Raw genomic sequence first — 21,583 nt, forward strand, 5'->3', positions numbered from 1 at the left:
ACGGGTTCACGGGAACGGGTGCGGATGCGGATTGACGTCCGCCGGCTCCAGCGGCCGGTCCCGGTACCCGAGCCTGACCGGCACGTCGCGCAGCCGGGGCAGGCCGTGGGTACGGCGCATCCGGTGCCCGAAGGTCATCGGCAGCAGCCCTGGAATGATCACCTTCGCGCAGGCGAACCCGGCGGCGCGGTGCTCGTCGGTGCTCTGGTCGACCACGATGACGTCCAGACCACGGCTGGTGAAACGTTCGACCACCTCGGCCAGATCCTCACGCAGGTCGTCGCCGCGCGGCCGGCACGTCGCACGGGCGAATGCCTCGGCCACCGGCTGCTCCGCGTCTTCGCCCGGCAGGAAGGCGAACCGGTCGTACGCGTCCGGATGGCAGTACAGCAGCGCGTGGTCGCGCATCTCGCGCACCGTGTACGGATCGGCGACCATGCCCGCGATCCTGCGCAGCTCCTCGCGGTAGGCGGCGCGGTTCCAGCCCAGGTTCGCGGTGAGTTCCAGCAGGCCGTTGAGCAGCGCCTGTTCGGGATCGAAGTGGGCACCGGCGGCACAGATAGCGGCGGGCTCCGGACCCCCGCCGGGATGTACGGCCATCACCCACGAGGTCGCGATGCCGTGCTCGGGCGTGGTGGCGAAGGCGGCGACCCGGTGCCCGCTCTCCTGCCGTATCCGCTCGGCCAGCAGCCTGACCGCCGGATCGGAGACGGTGGACAGGTCCACGCGCGGCACCGGCAACCGGGCGTACCAGGTGAGCAGGAACGCGTCACGCTCGGCCAGCTCCAGGATGCCGTGCAGCGCGGCCTCCTCCAGGCAGCCGCCCAGGGCGCAGCCGTTGGACACCTCGTAGGCCAGCGGGCGCGCCGAGGAACTTCCGTGCCGGGTGCGGTAGTAGGCGTAGTCCTCGGGCACGAGCACGGGCTCGCCGCGGCCGAAGGAGTGCCCCCACACCCAGTTGATCTCCAGGTCCGGGGTGAAGACGGGATAGGGGAACTCCGGGTCCTCGTACCGGTCCGGCGGGTACAGGCCCAGGTCGGTCGGGCAGACCGCACGGTCGGCGACCTCCCGGTAGCCCGCGCGCACCGTCGTGCGCCGGCCGCCGGGTCGCGCGCCGCCCAGCCGCTCCAACGCCTCGGCCAGCGCGGTACGTTCGCAGCCTCCGTAGTCCAGGCCGCGGCCGAAACCCGCTTCCTGGATGCCGTCGGGCAGCCGCAGCGGCGCGGACACCATGGGGTACGCGTAGTCCGTCCGGACGTCCAGCTGCCGGACGATGCCGGTGTGCCCGTCCACGTAGGTACGGAGCAGGCCGTCCCAGTCCGTGTCCAGGCTGCGGACGCGGTAGACGTCCGGGGCGAGCTTGGGGCGCGGCGTGTCCATCAGCACCGGCGGCCGGTCGTCGGGCAGCCGGCCGCACCGGGAACAGCAGGGGTCGGGCAGGAACGGGTGCCGGTCGGCGGTGAGCGCGGCCAGCCCGATCATCGTGACCGCGTTGCGGGTGCCGGCGTGTTCCGGGTCGTCGAGGACGGCGGCGGCCTCGGCCGCCACGACCGCGGCGACCGTGTCGCGGGTCCAGGCCGACAGCAGTGGCGACGGCCGGGCGGCCAGCCGGTCGCCGTGGCGGCGCAGCAGTTCGGCGCGCGGGCTGGCCGGCCCCAGTGCGCGGTCCCTGCGGGTACGGGCGCACTGCGCGCACCCCGGCTGCCCCGGCAGCACCAGCGGCCCGATGACGACGTTGCCCAGCTCCACCCGGACCGGCAGCCACGGCAGCGCCGGGTTGCCCGCCGTCACGGTGTCCCGCCAGCCGTCGTCGACGCTGAGCACCCCGGCGCAGCGGCCGCCGTTCTCGCCTGCCAGCAGCTGACGGCGGGAGAGCTCGGTGCGGACCGCGTGCGCGAGCAGGCCCTCGCCGCGTACCGCGAGACCGGTCGGCCGATCCGGCACGTTCGCCTCCTTGGTTCTTCGGGTCGGTCGTGGTGGCACAGGCTGTCCAGCGGTACCGGGCCGCGCCCGGCGCCGAAGCGCCGGACACGGCCCGGCCGTATCACCGGATCAGCAGCAGCAACAAGAGCAGCAGCTCGCCGGCGAGCCCTGCGAGGTGCAGTTGGATGCGCCGATCTCGACCATCGCGTGACCGACGTTGATCGACTCCAGGGTGGAGCCGGGGGCGGTCGGCAGGATGTCGAGCTGGTCCACGCTCAGGTCGTCGAGGTCCAGCACCAGGTTCGCGTCCATGTCGTGTCCCTCCTTCCTCTGTGGGTGACGGTTGCGGACGGCGGTCGCCCGCTGTCCGAGCCGATTGTGTGATCCGCGGAGGCCCCGGGTCTCTACGGACGACCCGTAGGATCTGCGGGCACCGGGCGCCCTACGGTGCCTGTGGTCACCAGTCCAGCGGGGGCTCGTACTGGGACGTGGCCTGCCGCCGGCCCAGCACGATGGCGAAGACCGGCACGTGCGCGTCGCCGCCGCTGCCGGTCAGCTCCCGGACGACGCGGTCGTCGTACCCGTTGGTGATCCGGGCCGACAGCCCTTCGGCGGCGGCCAGCACACTGATCCGCTGGGCCGCGATACCGGCCTCGTGGTGCAGGATGCGGTAGCCGCGGTCCCCGAACCGGCGGGCGCCCTCGTACCGGTCCACCGAGAGGAAGACGACCGCGTTCGCGCGCGCCGTGTTCACCGAGGGCGTGCGGTCGCACAGCATGGCCACCGTGCGCCGCCCGTCGCGTCCGGGCACGGGCACGAGCGCGGGCGAGGGGTCCAGCCGGTACAGCCCGGCGGCCGGGCCCGTGGTGTTGAGGGCGAGTACGTGGCAGTCCAGCAGCGGGGGCAGCGGCGCTTCGTGATGGTCGGAGGGCACCGGCTCCAGCGCGTACCTGAGGAGGTCCGCGAGCTGCCGCTCGGGCAGCGGGGCGCGGGCCGGCTGGAACATCCGCCCGCCCGAGTCCCGCCGGCGCAGCGCGTCGCCCAACTCGACGCTCTCCGGCGGCCGGACGTCCTCCGCGAACGGCACGGCCCGGCCGGCCACGGGCAGGTGGAACGGTGCCGCGTCGACCGGCGCCGGCCGCGCGTCGCCGGTGAGCCGGGCGGCGCGGTCCAGCGCGGACAGCCGCGACCAGCGCGCCGCGTCCTCCCCGCAGGTACGCACGTGCTCCGTGACGAGGGGCGGCAGACCCGGCGCCGGCCGGGCGCCCACGGCATCCCGCGCCCCGACCTCCAGCACGGCGAACGCGGTCTCCTCCGCGCCGTCGACGCCCAGCGCCCGGTTCACCGGCTCGTCAGGGAACCGGTGGTGCACGCGGGCGTCCAGGCCGAGCGCCCCGGCCACCAGCAGCGCGTTGCCGATGACCATGCCGCACTCCTGCGCGCACAGTCGGTAGGCGTAGTCGCGGTACCGGAACGCGGTCTTGCGGAAGTACGCGGTCAGCACGACCAGCGCGGCCGTGTCCCGTCCCGCGCCCGCCACCGCAGCCCGCAGTTCGTCCGGCACCCCGCCGGACCGCAGCGCGGTCAGCGCGTGGTGGACCGGGTCGTAGTGGTAGCACCCCGCCGGTACGCCACCGGTGTCGCCGTTCAGCCACACGTACAGTTCCACCGGGTAGAAGCAGCGCGCGGAGGCGACCAGCCGGTGGTAGGGCCAGGCCGACTGCGGACCCAGCTCGATCCGGCCGAAGCCGTAGGTGTGGTGCAGCAGCGCGGACAGCGTGCTCCCGTCCCAGGGCCTGCGCGGCGGGCCCTTAGGATGCCGGTCGCGGAAGCCGGGGAACGACCAGCGCGCGTCGCCGACGCGCCGGGGCGGCGGCGCCAGCACATGGCGGGGCAGCCCGCGGTACGTCTTGCTCGGCAGCGGATCGTCAGGACCGCCCTCGGAACCGTGCCCCTCGGCGAAGAGTTCCTGCACGCCTTCGAAGGTGTCGTACCAGAACCGCAGCCCCAGCGTGCCGGCCCGGCCGTCGGAGACCTCGGTCATCCGAGCACCACCCGCACGATGTACGGCAGCACCTCGTGCACCGCCGGATCGTGGTCGAGCGGCACCACGACCGGGGGCTTTCCCCGGGACGCCAGCGCCTCGACCAGCGCGGGCAGTTCGGCGCCCGCCGGTACGGCCGCACCGGCCGGCGCCCCGGGCGGCGCGCCGAGGCCGGAATCCGGCGCCGGAGCGTACACGGACTCGCCGGTCAGCACGGACTGCCGGTCCAGCAGGGCCAGTTCGAGCCCGTCGGTCACCGCGCCGGGGCCGCAGGTCACCCCGATCGGCCGGCCCCCCTGCCACCAGGCCAGCACCGGCACGCCGAGCCCGGCGCCGATGTCGGCGGCCACCACCTCGCCGTCCGCCGTACGCAGCATGTCCAGATGACGGCGGCCGGCCTCCTCCAGCGGGGCACCCGCCACGTCCAGCGGGACCGCCTCCACGACGCCCCTGCGTACGTCCTCGACCGCCAGCCGCGCACACTGCTGCGCGACCGCCGCGGTGACCGCCTCCGTCCAGTCCAAGGCGGCGGCCACGCCGGGACCGGGAACGAACACGTCGCCGGCCGGCACCGCCGTGACCTCCTTGCCGACGAGGTCCCAGCCCCGCACCGAGCCGCCGTCGGCGAACCGTCGCGGGTCGGGCGCCGTCACCGCGTACCGCGCCAGCCCGCGCAGCGCCGCCCGCTGCCGGGCCTCGGCGAAGCCGGTGCCCCAGCCGAAGACCCGCTCGCCGGTCCCCTCGGGGCGCACCGCCTCGGTCACGTTCAGCGGCAGCTGCGTGAGATCGCCTTCCTCCAGCGCCCGCAGCACCCCCGTGTACCGGTCGAAGCAGGTCGCGGCGCGCGCGGAGAACTCCGTCCCGCTCAACGGAGCGGCCGAGCCGAGCCGTTCAATGCGCTGCCCGAATTCCTCGGCGCTCTCCTCCGGCGCATCAACGGCGGACGGGTGCGGGAGGAAGGAATGCGCCGAGGTGCGCAGTGTCTCCAGGTCGATCCGGGTCAGCGCCGCCCGCTCGTCCTCCCGCGCGCCCGTCAGCGCGGTGAAGCACGCCAGGCCCAGGTGACCGGCGACCACGGCGGCGGCCGGCCCGGTGAGAAAGGCGTTGGGCCGGGACGGCTCCGGCGCCGCCAAGCGCTGCCAGGCCGACGCCCAGGCGGCGCCGGACGGGCCCAGCCACGCGACGTCGTCCAGGACGACGCCTTGCACGAGCAGCCGGCCCGCCTCTTCGCACAGCCGGTGCAGCCGTACGGCCCGGTCCGCCACCGGCGCGGAGGACACGTGGACGACGGCATCGGCACCGTCCAGCGCCTTCACGAGTTCCTCGTCGGAGTCGCCGGACAGGACCGTCCGGATCAACTCCTGGTCCGGATCGCGCCGTACGGCCTCACCGGTCAGCTCGGCCAGCCGGTCCTCGTCGGTGGGGAACTCCGGAGTGCACACCGCGCGCAGCCTGCGGACGCCCGAGTGCAGCGCCGAGGAGATCAGCGCCGTGAACGCGGGCCCGGCGCCCAGCACCACCACCGAGCTGTTCCGGTACGTCTCGAAGCGCCGGGCCGCCGAGCCGCGGTAGTACTCGACGAAGGCGATCTCGGCCGCGTACGTCCGCAGTTCGCCGGGCGTCAGGCCGTGCGGCTCGTCCTCTTCCGCGTCGGTCAGGCAGCCGCCGTCCTCCAGGCGCCGCAGCAGTGCCGCGACCACGGCACGCTTGTCGTCCGGCAGCCCGTTCAGCAGGCCGTCCAGGGTGGTGGTGCCGTTCAGGTGCGGCGCCAGCCGGTCCACCCACTGGTAGATGGCGCCGCCCCGCAGTTCGAGGTTGGCGCCGGCACCGAACAGGTGCACCCCGTCTGCGGTGGGCACGTACAGCACGTCGGGCTTGAGTTTCGGTCGCATCGTCTGTCCTCGGGGTCGGCGGCTCGCCCCGAGTGTCACCACCGCCCGCGACACACGTCTCTACGGGCGCACCGTAGAACGACCACAGTGCTGCTCACGCCAGGGCGTCAGGGCGGACCGGGTTTCGTGTGCAGGACCTCCCGGGCCTGCTCCGCGGCGCGGGTGAGGCTCTCGGTGACGAAGTCGAGGAACCGGGCGATGTTTTCGAGGCGGACGCCGGCCGGGGTGCCGGGACCGAGGATGCCGACACCCTGCCGGGCGGTCTCGACGACCTGGGCGCTGGCGCGGGCGCTGGCCATCATCGACTGGTACCAGACGTCGTTGTCGACGACGTAGCGGTCGCGGCGGCGTTCGTCGCGTTCCCGGCGGACGAGGCCCTGGCCTTCGAGGAACGCGATCGCCTTGGAGACGGACGCCGGGCTGACCTGGAGGCGCCGCACGAGTTCGGACGCGGTGAGGCTGCCGGAGTCGGTGACGGACAGGCAGGCCAGCACCCGGGCCATCATCTTGGGCAGGCCCGAGGCCATGAGGACGGTGGTGAACACCTCCTCGTACTCGCGCACGGCCTCGGCGTCGCGCCCGTGGGCCTGCGGCCGCGCCTCCGGCTCCTGGGGCGCGGCCTGCCTGCGCCGGTGGGCGCGGCGTTCGGTGGCGCGGTGGGCCAGGTCGGCGCGGTAGGCGGTGGGGCCGCCGTTCCGCATCACCTCACGAGTGATCGTCGAGGTGGGGCGGCCGACACGTCTGGCGATCTCCGCGTAGGCGAGGCCGTCGGCCAGCCCCAGCGCGATCTGCTGGCGTTCCTGCTGAGTGAGTCTGCCTCCCGGCATCACGGTCTCCTTCGTGCTCTTCGATGCCCCCAGGGTAGCGTTCACCCTCAATTCATTGCAACGAACAGAGTGCTGACATTGCGTTACCTTCATGCCCATTGCAACGAAATAGAGGCTCCGAGCTGGGCTAACGTCGTTTCATCGCAACGAACTTATTGCCCGCTCTGGAAACGCAACGTAGCGTTTCCAATGACAGAAACGACGAGTCGCTGGAGCGCACGATGCAGAAGTTCGACACCCCCGCCCCGATCTCCGCCGTCCTCGACATCCCCGCGGGCGCGTCCGGCTCAACGCCGCCGACCGGGCTGACACCGCGGTCGAGGTGCTGCCCGCCGACGTCTCGAAGAGCCGCGACGTGGAGGCGGCGGAGCAGACCGAGGTCGCATACGGCGACGGCGTCCTGCGGATCGCGGCCCCGGCGAAGAGCCGGCTCCTCGGCTCGTCCGGAGCCATCGAGGTGACGGTTCGGCTGCCCGCCGGTTCCCGGGTCCGGGCGAAGGCGGCCAGCGCCGAATTCCGGGGCGTCGGGCGGCTCGGCGACGTCACCTTCGAGGGCGCGCACGGCCCGACCAAGATCGACGAGGCCGCGAGCCTCCGCCTCGCCACCACCGCCGGCGACGTCTCGGTCGGCCGCCTCGGCGGCCCCGCGGAAATCAGCACGGGCCAGGGCGACATCCGCATCGCGGAAGCCGTGCGCGGCACGGTCGTACTGCGTACCGAGGCCGGCGAGGTATCGGTCGGTGCCGCCGCCGGAGTCTCGGCCACCCTCGACGCCGGCACCTCCTACGGCCGGATCCGCAACGCGCTCAAGAACGCCGAAGGCGCCGCCGCCCAGCTCGACATCCGCGCGACCACCGCTTACGGCGACATCGTCGCCCGCAGCCTCTGAGAGCCACCCCGCCGGAACCGTCACACCCTTCACCACCCGAGAAAGGGCGAAGACAATGAGCACCACTGAGAACTACCAGGCCGCCGAGCAGCTCCTCCGCCGGTCCGCACGCCCCGGCGAGCTCGTCGTCGGCGACAAGGTCAGACCGCGGTGGACCGACGGAGGCGCCCGCTTCTGGTACGCGGTGAACAACGGCGCCGGCCGGCGCTTCGTACTGGTGGACCCGGCGGCGGGCACCCGCGAGCCCGCCTTCGACCACGCCCTGCTCGCCGCCGCGCTCGCCACCGCCTCCGGGCAGCCGGTCGACCCCGGGGCCTTGCCGTTCATGGCCATCGAACGCGTCGAGGGCGCCGTGGAGTTCGACGCGTTCGGCGAGCACTGGCGCTGCCGCCTGGACGACTACGCCTGCGAGCGGGCCGAGTCCAGCCCGCCGGGCAACCCGCTGGAGGTACCGTCACCCGACAAGAAGGTCGCGGTCTTCCTGCGGGAGCACGACCTGTGGGCGCGCTCGCTGTCCGACGGCCGCGAGTGGGCGCTGACCACCGACGGCGAGCCCCACCACCGGTACGGCTCCGGCCCGGACTGCACGAGCAACGGCACCCTGCTGCGCAAGTTCGGCCTGCCGCACCTGCCGCCGGTGGTGGCCTGGTCGCCCGACTCGACGAAGGTGCTGGCGCACCAGACCGACGAGCGCGACGTCCGGCAGACCCACCTCGTGGAGGCCAGGCCCGCCGACGGCGGCGCGCCCCTCCTGCACACCCAGCGGTACGCCTACGCCGGGGACGAACACGTACCGCAGGCCCGGCTGGTCGTACTGGACGTCGCCGCGGGCACGGTGGTCCGCGCGCAGGCCGAGCCGCTGCTCATGCCGGCGGTGTCGCCGATCGCGGCCAAATGGGCGTGGTGGGCGGCGGACGGCTCGGCGGTGTACTACCTCAGCCGGCCCCGCGACCTGCACACGCTCACCCTGCACCGGCTGGACCCGGCCACCGGCGAGGTCACCACCGTGCTCAGCGAGACCGGGGACACCCGCGTCGAGCCCAACCAGTGGATGTTCGAGCCGCCCATCGTGCAGGTGCTGGCCGACGAGGTGCTGTGGTACTCGCAGCGGGACGGCTGGGGCCACCTCTACCGCTACGACCTGCACACCGGCGCGCTGCTCGGGCAGGTCACCTCCGGGCAGTGGGTGGTACGGCAGATCCTGCGCGTCGACGAGGCCGAGCGGGTGGTGTACTTCACCGCCTCCGGGCTGGTGGACGCCGACCCGTACCGGCGCACGGTGTGCCGGGCCGGCCTGGACGGCTCCTGCTTCGCCAAGGTCACGGACGACGAGCTGGACCACATCGTCACCCTGCCGGACCACCAGGAGTACTTCGTCGACTCCGCGTCCACGGTCGGCACCCCGCCGGTGACCCGCGTCCGCGACTGGGCCGGGCGGGAGCTGGTCGAGCTGGAGCGCGCCGACACCGGCAAGCTCGCCGTCACCGGCTGGACGCCGCCGGAACGGTTCTGCGCCAAGGCGGCCGACGGGGTGACGGACATCTACGGAGTGCTGTACCGGCCGCGGGGCTTCGACCCCGCCCTGCGCTACCCGGTGGTGGACACCCTCTACCCCGGCCCGCAGGTCAACCGGGTCGCCCCGTGCTTCGACCCCGGCGGGACGGGCCTCGACGCGGAACCCCTCGCGGCGCTGGGCTTCGTGGTGGTGGCGATGGACGGGCGAGGCACCCCGGGCCGGAGCAAGTCCTTCCACGACGCCTCCTACGGGCGTATGGCCGACGCGGGCTGCCTGGCCGACCATGCCGCGGTGCTGCGGCAACTGGCCCGGACCCGGCCGTGGATGGACCTGGACAGGGTGGGCGCGTTCGGCCACTCCGGAGGAGGCTTCGCCGCGGCGCGGGCGATGCTGGACTTCCCCGAGGTCTACAAGGCGGGTGTCGCCCTCTCCGGCTCGCACGACGCCCGCTACTTCAACCCGGGCTTCGTGGAGACCTACGACGGTGCCGACCGGCCCGAGGCCTGGGCCCGCGCCTCCAACGTGGAACTCGCGGACCGGCTGGCGGGCAGGCTGCTGCTCGTCCACGGCGAAATGGACGACCAGGTCCACCCGCACCACACACTGCGGCTGGCCGACCGGCTCATCGCCGCCGGCAAGGACTTCGAGCTGCTCATCGTGCCCGGGGCCGAGCACGTCTTCATCGACTGCCTGGCCTATGTCCGCACGCGCTGCTGGGACTTCCTGGTCCGCGAGCTGATGGGCACCCAGCCCCCCGCCTACCGCCCCGCCCCCATCACCATCGACCCGGAGATGCTCGGCGAACTGTTCGCCTGAACGTTCCGAGGGCGCATTCGGCGAGGCCGGTGCGCGCCTGGTGCTGCGCGAGGGCCGCCCCGCGTGGCTGCGGCGACTCCCAAGGGACACCCGCCCACGTGCCCTCCGTTCCGTACCCCGTATTTGAGTACACCATATTTGAGTACGCCGTACGCGGAAAGTGTGGCAGAGTACGGCCACGCGACGGGGGGCCCGCGGCCGCTGCCCGCCCTCGGTCGTGCCGACCGTTCGAGGCGCCACCGTCCGGCCGCCGCACCGAAGGAGAGGGAACCCGTCATGCCTGCTGCCCCCGCCGACCCCCAGCCGGCCGCCGCCGACCTGCACCACGTGATCCAGGTTCGCGGGGCGCGGGAGAACAACCTGGCCGACGTGTCGCTGGACCTGCCCAAGCGGCGGCTCACCGTCTTCACCGGAGTCTCCGGATCGGGCAAGTCGTCGCTGGTCTTCGGCACCATCGCCGCCGAGGCCCAGCGGCTGATCAACGAGACGTACACCGCCTTCGTCCAGTCCTTCATGCCGAGTGCGGGCCGCCCGGACGTGGACGAGCTGCGCAACCTGAGCGCCGCGATCATCGTCGACCAGGAGCGGATGGGCGCCAACTCCCGCTCCACCGTGGGCACCGCCACCGACGCGTACACCATGCTGCGGATCGTCTTCAGCCGCCTCGGCACTCCCCGCATCGGCACCTCCAGCGCCTTCGGCTTCAACAGCTCCGAGGGCATGTGCCCCGAGTGCGAGGGCATCGGCCAGGTCTCGACGATCGACGTCGACCAGCTCGTGGACCGGGAGCTCTCCCTCGACGAGGGCGCCGTCACGGTGCCCAACTTCGCCGTCGGCTCCTGGTACTGGCAGGTCATGGCGGGCTCCGGCTTCTTCCCGCCGGACAAGAAGCTCAAGGACTACACCGAGCAGGAGTGGCAGGACTTCCTCCACAAGCCCGCGACCAAGGTGAAGGCCGCCGCCCTCAACACGACGTACGAGGGGCTCGTCACCAAGGTCCGGCGGCTCTTCCTGTCCAAGGACCGCGACGCGCTGCAACCCCACATCCGGGCCTTCGTGGACCGGGCGGTGGCCTTCACCGAGTGCCCTGCCTGCGGTGGCGCCCGGCTGAACGCCGCCGCGCTGTCCTCCACCGTCAACGGCGTCAACATCGCGCGGTGCTCGGCGATGCAGATCAGCGATCTCGCCGCGTTCCTGCGCTCGGTCGACGACCCGTCCGTGGCGCCGCTCCTCGCCAACCTGCGGCACCTGCTCGACTCCCTGGTGGAGATCGGCCTCGGCTACCTGAGCCTGGACCGGCCCGCGGGCACCCTCTCCGGCGGCGAGGCGCAGCGCGTCAAGATGGTGCGGCACCTCGGCTCCAGCCTGACCGACGTCACGTACGTCTTCGACGAACCCACCGTCGGACTGCACCCGCACGACATCCAGCGCATGAACGGCCTGCTGCTGCGCCTGCGGGACAAGGGCAACACGGTGCTGGTCGTCGAGCACAAACCGGAGGTCGTCACGATCGCCGACCACGTGGTGGACCTCGGACCGGGCGCGGGCACCGACGGCGGACGGATCTGCTACTCAGGGGACGTGGCGGGACTGCGCGCCTCCGGGACGCTGACCGGGCGGTACCTGGAGCACCGGGCCGGGCTGCGCGAGCCGGTGCGCACGCCCCGCGGCACCCTCGCGATCGAGGGCGCCGACCGGCACAACCTGCGCGACGTCAGTGTGGGGATACCCCTGGGAGTGCTGACCGTCGTCACCGGGGTCGCGGGCTCCGGCAAGAGTTCGCTCATCCACGGGTACGTCGCGGGGCGCGAGGGCGTCGCCGTCGCCGACCAGTCGCCGATCCGCGGTTCGCGCCGCTCCAACCCGGCCACGTACACCGGCCTGCTGAACCCGATCCGTACCGCCTTCGCCAAGGCCAACGGCGTCAAGGCGGCACTGTTCAGCGCCAACTCCGAGGGCGCCTGCCCGCACTGCAACGGCATCGGGCTCGTCTACACCGACCTCGCCATGATGGCGGGCGTGGCGTCCGTGTGCGAAGAATGCGAGGGCAAGCGCTTCACGGCGAAGGTGCTGACGTACAAGCTGCGGGGCAAGGACATCAGCGAGGTGCTGGCGATGTCCGTCGCGGAGGCGCACACGTTCTTCCCCTCCGGGCAGGCGCACGCCATCCTCGGGCGGCTCGCGGACGTGGGGCTGGGCTACCTGCGGCTCGGCCAGCCGCTCAACACCCTCTCCGGCGGCGAGCGGCAGCGCATCAAGCTGGCCATCCACATGAACGAGAAGGCGACGACGTACGTCCTGGACGAGCCCACCACCGGCCTGCACATGGCCGATGTCGACCAGTTGCTCGCGCTGCTCGACCGCTTGGTGGACGACGGCAACTCGGTCGTCGTCATCGAGCACCACCAGGCGGTGATGGCCCACGCGGACTGGATCGTGGACCTCGGCCCCGGTGCCGGCCACGACGGCGGCCGTGTCGTCTTCGAGGGCACCCCCGCCGACCTCGTCGCCACCGGCGACACACTGACGGCCCGGCACCTGCGGGAGTACGTCGGACGGTAAAAGCGCCGCCGGTACGCGAAATCGGGCCGGCCGCCCGTCCAACCGGTCGCGGTTGACCGGGTTCGGCGGGGGCCGGAAAGTGGGGGAGAACGGTCGCGGAATCCCGGTGTTTTCCGGATTCGATTCCTGGCGCTCGCCGAAACAGAACCGCTATCCGGCGAAAGCCGCCCACCAGACTCGGCGCCGGCCTCCGGTCCCCCTCCACCGGGGCCGGCGCCGACCTCCGGAAAGGGTGCCAGGATGCTGCCGTGATATCTCCGGAGAACGCGTACCACGGCAGACTGGGCGACTACTTCGCACGGATGGCCGGCACCAGCCCCTACAACGCCTGCGTCGACCGGCCCGCGGTGCTGGACCTCGCGGGCGACGTCGCCGGGTTACGGCTCCTGGACGCCGGGTGCGGTGCCGGGCACTACACGGCGGACCTGCTGCACCGGGGAGCCCGTGTCACCGGGATCGACGGCAGCGCGACGCTGCTGCGGCACGCCCGTGAGCGCGTGGGCGACCGGGCCGAGCTGCGGCTGCACGACCTGGAGGCACCGCTCGACTTCGCCGGTGACGCCGCCTTCGACGGAGCCGTGTGCGCGCTCGTCTACCACCACGTCGCGGCGCGGGCCCGGCTGCTGTCCGAGTTCCGGCGCGTGCTGCGGCCCGGCGGGTGGCTGGTGCTGTCCACCACCCATCCCACGGCCGAGTGGCTGTACCACGGCGGCTCCTACTTCGACGGGACCTGGGTGGACGCCAAGCTCCCCGATCCCTCGATGACCATCCGCTACCAGCGCATGACCCTGCAGGCCCTCGTGGACGAATGGCTGTCCGCCGGTTTCGTCCTGGAACGCCTCGTCGAGCCGCGCCCGCTGCCCCGGCTGCGGGAAACCGACGAAGCCCGGTACGAGAAGCTGTGCCGCGAGCCCAGCTTTCTGGCCGTACGGCTCCGGGCCCCGGCCTGACCAGGGGCGGACGCCGCCCCCTCCTGCCCGGGCACCGCGGGTGACCCGCGTCTCACCTGCCCGTAGCCGCTTGTCTATGCAACTCGTTGCATAGCAGGATCGGGGCATGGCGCTCGAACACGCGATTCTCGTCTCCCTGCTGGAGAAGCCGGGCTCCGGCTACGAGCTGGCCCGGCGCTTCGAGCGGTCCATCGGCTACTTCTGGACCGCCACCCACCAGCAGATCTACCGCGTGCTCAAGCGCATGGAGGGCGACGGCTGGGTCGATGTCCGCGAGGTGCCGCAGCAGGCCCGGCCGGACAAGAAGGAGTACTCCGTCGCCGCCCTCGGCCGGACCGCCCTGTCCCGGTGGCTGCACGAACCGATCGAGCCCGAGAGCGTACGGCACGACCTCGCGGTGAAGATCCGCGGCGCGGCCTTCGACGACCCGGCGGCACTGATCCGCGAGGTCGAGCGGCACCACCAGGCGCACACCGACCGGCTCACGCACTACCTCGCGGGGGAGCTGCGCGACTTCACGGGGCCCGAGGCTCCCGCGGCGCCCGATGCCGGGCAGCAGCTCCAGCACGTCGTGCTGCGCGGCGGCATCGCGTACGAGCGCATGACGATCGCCTGGCTGGAGGACGTACTAGCCACCCTCCACGCCTTGCGGCCCGAGCGGTCCTGAACCGCAGCGCCGCCCTGTCTCTCTTCCCACCCACCCTCGTCCCGAAAGGCGGACCCCATGGCCGACCCGCTGCTCTTCAACCCGCGCACTTACGACCCGGCGCACTTCGACCCCGAGACGCGCAGGCTGCTGCGCGCCACCGTCGACTGGTTCGAGGACCGCGGGAAGCGCCGGCTGATCGAGGACTACCGCTCGCGTGCCTGGCTGGCGGACTTCCTCGCGTTCTCGGCGAAGGAGGGGCTGTTCGCGACCTTCCTCACCCCGGCGGCCGCCGCCGACGGGCAGCAGGACAAGCGCTGGGACACCGCCCGGATCGCCGCCCTCAACGAGATCTTCGGCTTCTACGGGCTGGACTACTGGTACGCGTGGCAGGTCACCATCCTCGGCCTCGGCCCGGTCTGGCAGAGCGACAACGCCGCCGCCCGCGCCCGCGCGGCCGAACTCCTCGCCCAGGGAGAGGTGTTCGCCTTCGGCCTGTCCGAGAAGACGCACGGCGCCGACATCTACTCCACCGACATGCTGCTGGAGCCCGACGGCAACGGCGGCTTCCGCGCCAGTGGCTCCAAGTACTACATCGGCAACGGCAACGCCGCCGGTCTCGTCTCCGTCTTCGGCCGCCGCACCGACGTCGAAGGCCCGGACGGGTACGTGTTCTTCGCCGCCGACAGCCGCCACGAGGCGTACCACCTCGTCAAGAATGTGGTCGACTCCTCGAAGTACGTCAGCGAGTTCCGCCTCGACGCCTACCCGGTCGGCCCCGACGACGTCCTGCACACCGGCCGCGCCGCCTTCGACGCCGCCCTCAACACCGTCAACGTCGGCAAGTTCAACCTGTGCACCGCCTCCATCGGCATCTGCGAGCACGCGATGTACGAGGCCGTCACCCACGCCCACAACCGCATCCTCTACGGCCGCCCCGTCACCGCCTTCCCGCACGTACGCCGCGAGCTGACCGACGCCTACGTCCGCCTCGTCGGCATGAAGCTGTTCAGCGACCGCGCCGTCGACTACTTCCGCACCGCGGGCCCCGACGACCGCCGTTACCTCCTCTTCAATCCGATGACGAAGATGAAGGTGACCACCGAGGGCGAGAAGGTCATCGACCTGATGTGGGACGTCATCGCCGCCAAGGGCTTCGAGAAGGACACCTACTTCGCGCAGGCCGCCACCGAGATCCGCGGCCTGCCGAAGCTGGAGGGCACCGTCCACGTCAACCTCGCGCTGATCCTCAAGTTCATGGGCAACCACCTGCTGAACCCGGCCGAGTACGCACCCGTGCCGACCCGCCTCGACGCGGCCGACGACGCCTTCCTGTTCCGCCAGGGCCCGGCCCGCGGCCTCGGCTCCGTACGCTTCCACGACTGGCGTGCCGCCTACGACGCCTACGCCGAGGTGTCCAACGTCGCCCGCTTCCGTGAGCAGGCGGACGCCCTGTGCGAGTTCGTCACGACCGCCGCACCCGACGAGGCGCAGAGCCGCGACCTCGACCTGCTGCTCGCCGTCGGCCAGCTCTTCGCGCTGGTCGTCCACGGCCAGCTCATCCTGGAGCAGGCCCGCCTGACGGACCTCGACACGGACGTCCTCGACGAGCTGTTCGCCGTCCTCGTCCGCGACTTCTCCGCGCACGCCGTCGAACTCCACGGCAAGGATTCCGCCACCGAGGCCCAGCAGCGCTGGGCCCTGGGCGCGGTCCGCCGCCCGGTCGTCGGCGACGCCCGCTCCGCGCGGGTGTGGGAGCGCGTCGAGGGGCTGGCCGGTACGTACGAGATGCAGGCGTAAAGGAAGCTGCTTTCGGACATCCGGCTCCGGAGCCCCGTGCTTCACGCCTTTGCACGGCATTCTCTGAACCACCAGGGCAGCCAGCCGAGTTGTCTGCCCACGAGCAAGGGGGATGTCGATGAGTGCTCTGACGAAGCGGGCCAGATGGATATCGGCCGTCGCCGCGCCGCTGCTCCTCTCGGGCGCCGCGCTCACCGCCACGGCACCGGCGGCCAACGCCGCGCCCACCGGCGCTGACGCGTGTACCCACCCCAGCTGGTCCAACAAGTCTCCCGGCAAGGGCACCGCCAAGGGTGACACCGCCAAGGTCCGCACGGGCCCCAGCAAGGACTGCGGAGTGACCGCCACGGTCGGTACCGCGGTGGTGCTCCAGTACCACTGCTGGGTGCAGAACTCCGCGGGCAACAAGTGGACGCACGTACGGATCGACGGCAGCGAGATCAACGGCTGGGTCTACAACGGGAACCTGGACGACGGCGGTTCCGTGCACCCGGACAACAAGTGCTGACCTGACCGGCACCGCCGCGGCACGCCGCACGAACTCAGGAGCGAGTCCGTCACGGGCTCGCTCCTGAGGTGCGTCTCGACCCGTGAACGCCCCGGCCACGGCGTCTCCGAGCCGGTCGAGGACATCGCGGGCGAGCTGCACCGGCCCGGTGGACGAGAGGAGCGCGTGGATGGCGTCCCGCAGCCGACCGCCGTCGTCAAGCGATCGATCCAATGGTCGTCAAGAAGACGGTGTGAGCATCGGATCCACCTGTCGGACACGCCAAGGAGGAGCACAAGGTGACGACCAGCACGAACCGCACCCTCCCCAAGGATGAACAGGGAAAACTCGTCGGTGCCGACCGCCACGTCATGCATTCCAACGTGCGCGGTGACGATACGCGCCGCACCGTGATCGTGCAGGCCCAGGGGTGTCAGCTGTGGGACACCGAGGGCCGCCGCTACCTGGACGCCACCGCCGGCCTCGCGTTGACGCAGGTCGGACACGGCAGGCGGGAACTCGGGGAAGCGGCTGCCGCGCAGATGGCCAAGCTGGAGTACTACCACACCCGTTGGGGGTTCACCAACGACCGCGCCATCGAGCTCGCCGCCCGCCTGACGGAGCTGGCCCCCGACGGCCTGGACCACGTGTACTTCACCAGCGGTGGTGCGGAGGGCAACGAGATCGCGCTGCGCATGGCCCGGTTCTACCGCCACCGCACCGGCCAGCCGGACCGGACGTGGATCCTCGCGCTGGACAAGGGGTTCCACGGCATCAGCTACGGCGCGAGCAGCATGTCGGGGGGCTCCGAGGCGCACATCGGCTTCGGCCCCATGTTGCCGCACATCCGGTTCCTGACCACCCCGGACACCTTCCACCGCGCGGCGTTCGACGGCGAGGACGTGACCGAGTTCTGCCTGCGCGAACTGCGGGAGACCATCGAGGAGATCGGGCCCGAGCGGATCACCGCCATGATCGGCGAGCCGGTCCTCGGGCCGGGCGGAATGATCGTCCCGCCGGACGACTACTGGCCCCGCGTGGCCGCGCTGCTCCGCTCGTACGGCATCCTGCTGATCTCCGACGAGATCGTCACGGCCTTCGGCCGCCTCGGGCACTGGTTCGCGGCCGAGCGCACCGGGGTCACGCCGGACATCCTGGTCACCGCCAAGGGCATCACCTCGGGGTACATCCCGCACGGCGCGGTGATGGTCAGCGGGGAGATCGCCGAGGCGGTCGGCAAGGACGACGGCTTCCCGGTCGGCTTCACCTACAGCGGGCACGCCACCGCGTGTGCCGTCGCCCTCGCCAACCTCGACATCATCGCGAGGGAAGACCTGCTCGGCAACGCCGTCAAGGTGGGCTCGCACCTCGCGGACCGGCTGCGCGAACTGCTGGACCTGCCCACGGTCGCGGACGTACGGCAGATCGGGCTGATGGTGTGCGTCCAGCTGGTGTCCGACAAGGAGACGCGGGCGCCGCTGCCCAACGGGACCGGGGCCCTGACCGACGAACTGCGGGACGGGTTCGGCGTGCTGGTACGCGGCATGCCGAGCGGGGTGATGCTGGTGCCGCCGCTGGTGCTCAGCCGGGAGGAGGCCGACGAGGCGGCCGGGGCACTGCGCGAGGTACTGAGCCGTATGACGCCCGACGGCCTGCTCATGTAGGCACGACCTCGCCCCGCTCCCGCACCGTACGGCAACGGTGCGGGAGCGGGGCGGACTGCACGACCGGCCGGCGGTCCGTCCGGCAGGCCGGTGATATTCGGAAGGTGTCACACGCCGCCGCAGCACACGGAGATGGCCATGGCCGACGAGCTGATTCTTTGTTACCGGATTCACACTCCTGCGAACCCGATCGGCGCATGGCTCTCCGAAGCCATCGACCGGATCCGGTTGATCACCAGTGACGACACACACGACGCCTACGCCCCGGACTTCCCGAACCTGGAGTCCGTGCCGGACTACGTCACTTCGCCCGAGGTCGAGCGCCGCATGGACGCGATCTGCGAGCGAGGCGGCACCAAGGCGATCATCCACGTGACGGAGGACGACATCCTCCGCTGCGCCCGGGTACGGGACCGGTACGGCATCCCGGGGCTCGGCCTGGCCGACGCGCTGCCCTGGCGCGACAAGTACCACATGAAGCAGTGGATGAGGGAGGCCGGCGTGCCCACGGCGGATTTCCTGGTACCCACGGACGCCCGGGACGCGCAGGAGTTCGCCGAGCGGGTCGGCTACCCCCTGGTGGCCAAACCCCGCCTCGGCTTCGCCTCCCGCGGGGTCGAGCTGCTGTCCGGGCCGGACGAGGTGAAGCGCGCGGCGGCGGACTGGGACTTCGACGACCTGCTCCTGGAGTCCTACGTCGAGGGCGGCACGATGTACCACGTCGACGGGTTCACGGACTCGGCCGGTGTGACGTACGCCCAGGTGTCCCGCTACGTGAACGGTTGCCTGTCCTTCGCGGAAGCGCTTCCGCTGGGCAGCGTCCAACTCGACCCCGGGTCCCCGGAGTCCGCCGAACTGACCGCGTACACCGAGCGGGTCGTGGCCGCTCTGCCGGACGTCGGCTTCTGCCCCTTCCACCTGGAGGTATTCCGTACTCCGGACGGCGAGCTGGTCTTCTGCGAGATCGCCTGCCGGCTCGGCGGGGCCCACGTCGTGGAGACCCTCACGCTCGCGACGGGTGTCAACCCCCTGCGGCTGTGGGTCCGCCACCAGGCCGGTCTGGAGGACGGCCGGCAGACCGTCCTCGCCGACCGGGGCAGACGGTACGGATGGCTGTTCGTGCCGCCGAAGGCGGGGCGGCTGCTGTCGATCCGGGAACCCGGGGAAACCGCCTACATACGCCAGTACTCGATCAGGACCACCACACCCCGGACGTTCGACGGAGCGCATTCGAGCTCGGACTGCATAGCGACCTTCGTGGTCGACGGGGCGGACAGCGCGGAGGTGGAGCGGAACCTGCGTGCGTGCGTCGACCTGATGGGGTCCCTGGCGACATGGGAGGACGAGCGCGAACAGGCTGCGGCGGGCTCGCCCGGATGACGGTGTGGGAAGGCCTCCTCGGCGCCCGCGTCACTCCGCCGGTGCGCATGCTGCTGATCCTGGCCTCGCTCGGCTACGCGGGCCAGTGGACGATGACCGCCTACCTGACGATCTACGTCGTCACCACCCTGCCCGTCACCCAGGCGACGGCGGGTCTCCTGCTGGCCGCGGCGTCGGCGGCCGGGCTGGTCGCCGGGCCGACCGGCGGACGGCTCGCGGACGCCACGAGCCGGCGGACCGTACTGCTGCTCGGTACCACGGTCCAGGCCGCCGCGGCACTGCTGCTCCTCCTGGTGCCGCGCGAACCCGCGGCCGGCATCGGGGCCGCCGCCCTGCTGACCACCGGCGCCACACTGCGCACCACGGCGCTGAACGCCCTGGCGGCCGATGTCTCCACGGAGACCGACCGCGACACGACGTTCGCGCTGATGCGCATGGTGATGAACATCGCGGCCGTCGTCGGCACCGCGCTCGGGGCCGTCCTGGTCCCCGCCGGCTGGCAGGCGGTCTGGGCGACCTCACTGGCGGCCACCCTGCTCGGCCTGGTGCTCTGCCGGTGGTTGCAGGCCCCCGGCCCCGGCGGTCCCGCGCCGACCGGCGGCGCCCCGGCGGACACCGTGTCGTACGGGGCGGAGCCCTCGCCCGCGCCGGGCCGGAAGCGGGCCGTGCGGGTCGCCGCGGCAGCGAGCCTCCTGGCCTGCACCGTCTACAACTGCTTCGAGATCGTGTTCCCGGTCGCCGCGGTCCGGGAGTACGGCCTGTCACCGTCAGTGTGGGGACTGCTCTTCCTCCTCAACCCCGTCATCGTGCTGCTGTTCCAGGTGCGGCTGGTCGCCTGGACCGGAGCGCTGAACCGGGGCAGGAGGCTCATGCTGGCGACCTGCCTGATGGGGGCGAGCTTCATGATCCTCACCGTGACGCGCGGCGTAGCGGCGATCGCCGCCGTGGTCGTGGTGTTCACGGTCGGGGAAATTCTTCTGGGACCGACGATGCAGGGGCTGCTCATCGCGCTGGCGCCCGCGGACAAGCGGGCCGGCGCGATGGGACTGCTGTCCGCCGCGACCACCGGGGGCGTCATCCTGACCACGGCCGGCGGCATTCCGCTGCTCGCCGCCGCGGGCGGGAACCTCACCTGGACGGTGGTGACCGTCGTCGCCGTGGCGAGCGGCCTGCTGTTCGGCCGGGCCCACCGCGCGGCGGTCCGGACGACGCGCGGCGCGCCGCAGCGCGCCTGACACCCGCACCCCGTCTCACAGCTGTTGCCGGACTCCGGCCACACCACCCACCGGAATCACAGGTAGAGCGCCCGGTTGACCGGGATGCCCTGCTCCTGGCAGCCGCGCTCGTAGTGGTCGATGAACCAGAAGACGTCGATCACCTCGGTCACCCTGTCCCGCTCGTCGAGGAACTCCACCGGCCCGTTCAGCCAGAAGACGGTCTTCATGCCCTCGTCGGAGGCCAGGGTGTGGGTGCGGCCCGGACTCTCCCGGATGAAGTCGCCCGGCCGGCCGACCCAGTCGTACTCCAGGTACCGCCAGCTCCCGTCGAGCACATAGCCCGAGACCGGGCCGCGGTGGCGATGGCGGCCCAGCGTGCCGCCGGCCTGCACCCACAGGACGTTCGCGGCCGAACCGCCGCGGACATCGAACGTCAAGTGCTTGATCATCACCTGCGGTACGAACGGGAGCCACGGCGAGGCCGCCTCCGCGATATGGCCTTCGGGCAGCGCATACTGGTCCCGGCGCTGATCGATCCTCGCTTCGATCGCGGCCAGGCTCTCCGCACTCGGATCCGAGCTGATCGTCATGGCTGACGTCCTTCCTGTTGAAGCTGGAACGGACTCGCACGTACACCCATGTTCAACTCCTCCCGCCCGGTGCAACAGTGCCTTCCAGGACGGCCGGCCACAGCCGTGGAGAGACGGATAAGGCGCCGCGGCTCACTTCTCGCGCGCGCCGTCGGCCGTGGCCAGCACTGCGGAAGCGATGCCACGGGCCGTCCGGGCGGCGTTCGCTCCCAGGAGGGAGGACGTCACCATGGTTGACAAAGGCACACTCCCGGAACCCGGGCAGGCCGGCGGTTTCCTGTATGCAGTCGAAGGCCGCGTGCGAGCGAGACCTCCGCGCGGTCCCGGACCTGGGTCATCCGCACCGCGTGGACGCCAGGGCAGCCGGCGGGTTCAGCAGC

The 21,583-nt window shown here is 72.0% G+C and carries 15 protein-coding genes and 1 pseudogene; 10 read left to right on the plus strand and 6 right to left on the minus strand.

All coding sequences use genetic code 11. From position 1 onward, the window contains the following. Positions 1-6 precede the first annotated feature (6 nt). From ACH4K4_RS25775 to ACH4K4_RS25795, 5 genes are all read right to left on the minus strand, one after another. Entirely contained in the window at positions 7-1,944 is a 1,938-nt protein-coding gene (locus ACH4K4_RS25775; RefSeq protein WP_398170408.1) for a TOMM precursor leader peptide-binding protein, read from the minus strand. A 108-nt stretch (positions 1,945-2,052) separates the two neighbouring features. Next, complete coding sequence (locus ACH4K4_RS25780; RefSeq protein ID WP_360134322.1) at positions 2,053-2,235, minus strand: hypothetical protein; 183 nt, start codon at positions 2,233-2,235, stop codon at positions 2,053-2,055. Positions 2,236-2,380: 145 nt separating this feature from the next. Further along, complete coding sequence (locus ACH4K4_RS25785) at positions 2,381-3,967, minus strand: SagB family peptide dehydrogenase (protein WP_398170409.1); 1,587 nt, start codon at positions 3,965-3,967, stop codon at positions 2,381-2,383. Then, the gene (locus ACH4K4_RS25790) at positions 3,964-5,859 is read right to left on the minus strand and encodes a hypothetical protein (protein WP_398170410.1); all 1,896 of its coding nucleotides are present in this window, start codon (positions 5,857-5,859) and stop codon (positions 3,964-3,966) included. Before ACH4K4_RS25790 ends, ACH4K4_RS25785 begins: the two co-directional genes overlap by 4 nt. Before the next feature lie 107 nt (positions 5,860-5,966). Further along, positions 5,967-6,686 carry a helix-turn-helix domain-containing protein gene (locus ACH4K4_RS25795; RefSeq protein ID WP_398170411.1) on the minus strand — a complete coding sequence of 240 codons (720 nt, stop codon included), beginning with the start codon at positions 6,684-6,686 and terminating at the stop codon, positions 5,967-5,969. 221 nt (positions 6,687-6,907) lie between these two features. Between ACH4K4_RS25795 and ACH4K4_RS25800 the strand changes: the two are divergent. The 10 genes and pseudogenes from ACH4K4_RS25800 to ACH4K4_RS25845 all read left to right on the plus strand — a co-directional run bounded on the left by ACH4K4_RS25800 (position 6,908) and on the right by ACH4K4_RS25845 (position 20,631). Beyond that, a pseudogene (locus ACH4K4_RS25800) lies at positions 6,908-7,575 on the plus strand (DUF4097 family beta strand repeat-containing protein). A 55-nt stretch (positions 7,576-7,630) separates the two neighbouring features. Next, complete coding sequence (locus tag ACH4K4_RS25805) at positions 7,631-9,907, plus strand: DPP IV N-terminal domain-containing protein (protein ID WP_398170412.1); 2,277 nt, start codon at positions 7,631-7,633, stop codon at positions 9,905-9,907. A 276-nt stretch (positions 9,908-10,183) separates the two neighbouring features. Continuing rightward, positions 10,184-12,469, plus strand: a complete 2,286-nt coding sequence (locus ACH4K4_RS25810) for an ATP-binding cassette domain-containing protein (RefSeq protein WP_398170414.1) — start codon at positions 10,184-10,186, stop codon at positions 12,467-12,469. Positions 12,470-12,717: 248 nt separating this feature from the next. Further along, positions 12,718-13,419 (plus strand): class I SAM-dependent methyltransferase, encoded by a 702-nt coding sequence (locus ACH4K4_RS25815; RefSeq protein WP_398170415.1) that lies wholly within the window; start codon positions 12,718-12,720, stop codon positions 13,417-13,419. 106 nt (positions 13,420-13,525) lie between these two features. Beyond that, on the plus strand, positions 13,526-14,086 hold the full coding sequence (locus ACH4K4_RS25820; RefSeq protein ID WP_398170416.1) for a PadR family transcriptional regulator: 561 nt from the start codon (positions 13,526-13,528) through the stop codon (positions 14,084-14,086). 57 nt (positions 14,087-14,143) lie between these two features. Continuing rightward, the gene (locus ACH4K4_RS25825) at positions 14,144-15,865 is read left to right on the plus strand and encodes an acyl-CoA dehydrogenase family protein (RefSeq protein WP_398170417.1); all 1,722 of its coding nucleotides are present in this window, start codon (positions 14,144-14,146) and stop codon (positions 15,863-15,865) included. Positions 15,866-15,983: 118 nt separating this feature from the next. Further along, the gene (locus ACH4K4_RS25830) at positions 15,984-16,373 is read left to right on the plus strand and encodes an SH3 domain-containing protein (RefSeq protein ID WP_398170418.1); all 390 of its coding nucleotides are present in this window, start codon (positions 15,984-15,986) and stop codon (positions 16,371-16,373) included. A gap of 278 nt (positions 16,374-16,651) precedes the next feature. After that, positions 16,652-18,016 carry an aspartate aminotransferase family protein gene (locus ACH4K4_RS25835; RefSeq protein WP_398170420.1) on the plus strand — a complete coding sequence of 455 codons (1,365 nt, stop codon included), beginning with the start codon at positions 16,652-16,654 and terminating at the stop codon, positions 18,014-18,016. A gap of 138 nt (positions 18,017-18,154) precedes the next feature. Then, complete coding sequence (locus ACH4K4_RS25840) at positions 18,155-19,396, plus strand: acetyl-CoA carboxylase biotin carboxylase subunit family protein (protein ID WP_398170422.1); 1,242 nt, start codon at positions 18,155-18,157, stop codon at positions 19,394-19,396. Beyond that, on the plus strand, positions 19,393-20,631 hold the full coding sequence (locus ACH4K4_RS25845; RefSeq protein ID WP_398170423.1) for an MFS transporter: 1,239 nt from the start codon (positions 19,393-19,395) through the stop codon (positions 20,629-20,631). Before ACH4K4_RS25840 ends, ACH4K4_RS25845 begins: the two co-directional genes overlap by 4 nt. Before the next feature lie 56 nt (positions 20,632-20,687). Here ACH4K4_RS25845 and ACH4K4_RS25850 read toward each other — a convergent pair whose 3' ends face one another. Beyond that, entirely contained in the window at positions 20,688-21,203 is a 516-nt protein-coding gene (locus ACH4K4_RS25850; RefSeq protein WP_398170424.1) for a 2,4'-dihydroxyacetophenone dioxygenase family protein, read from the minus strand. Positions 21,204-21,583: the final 380 nt, after the last annotated feature.

It is taken from the genome of Streptomyces sp. NPDC017529, assembly GCF_044329785.1.
Lineage (GTDB): Bacteria > Actinomycetota > Actinomycetes > Streptomycetales > Streptomycetaceae > Streptomyces.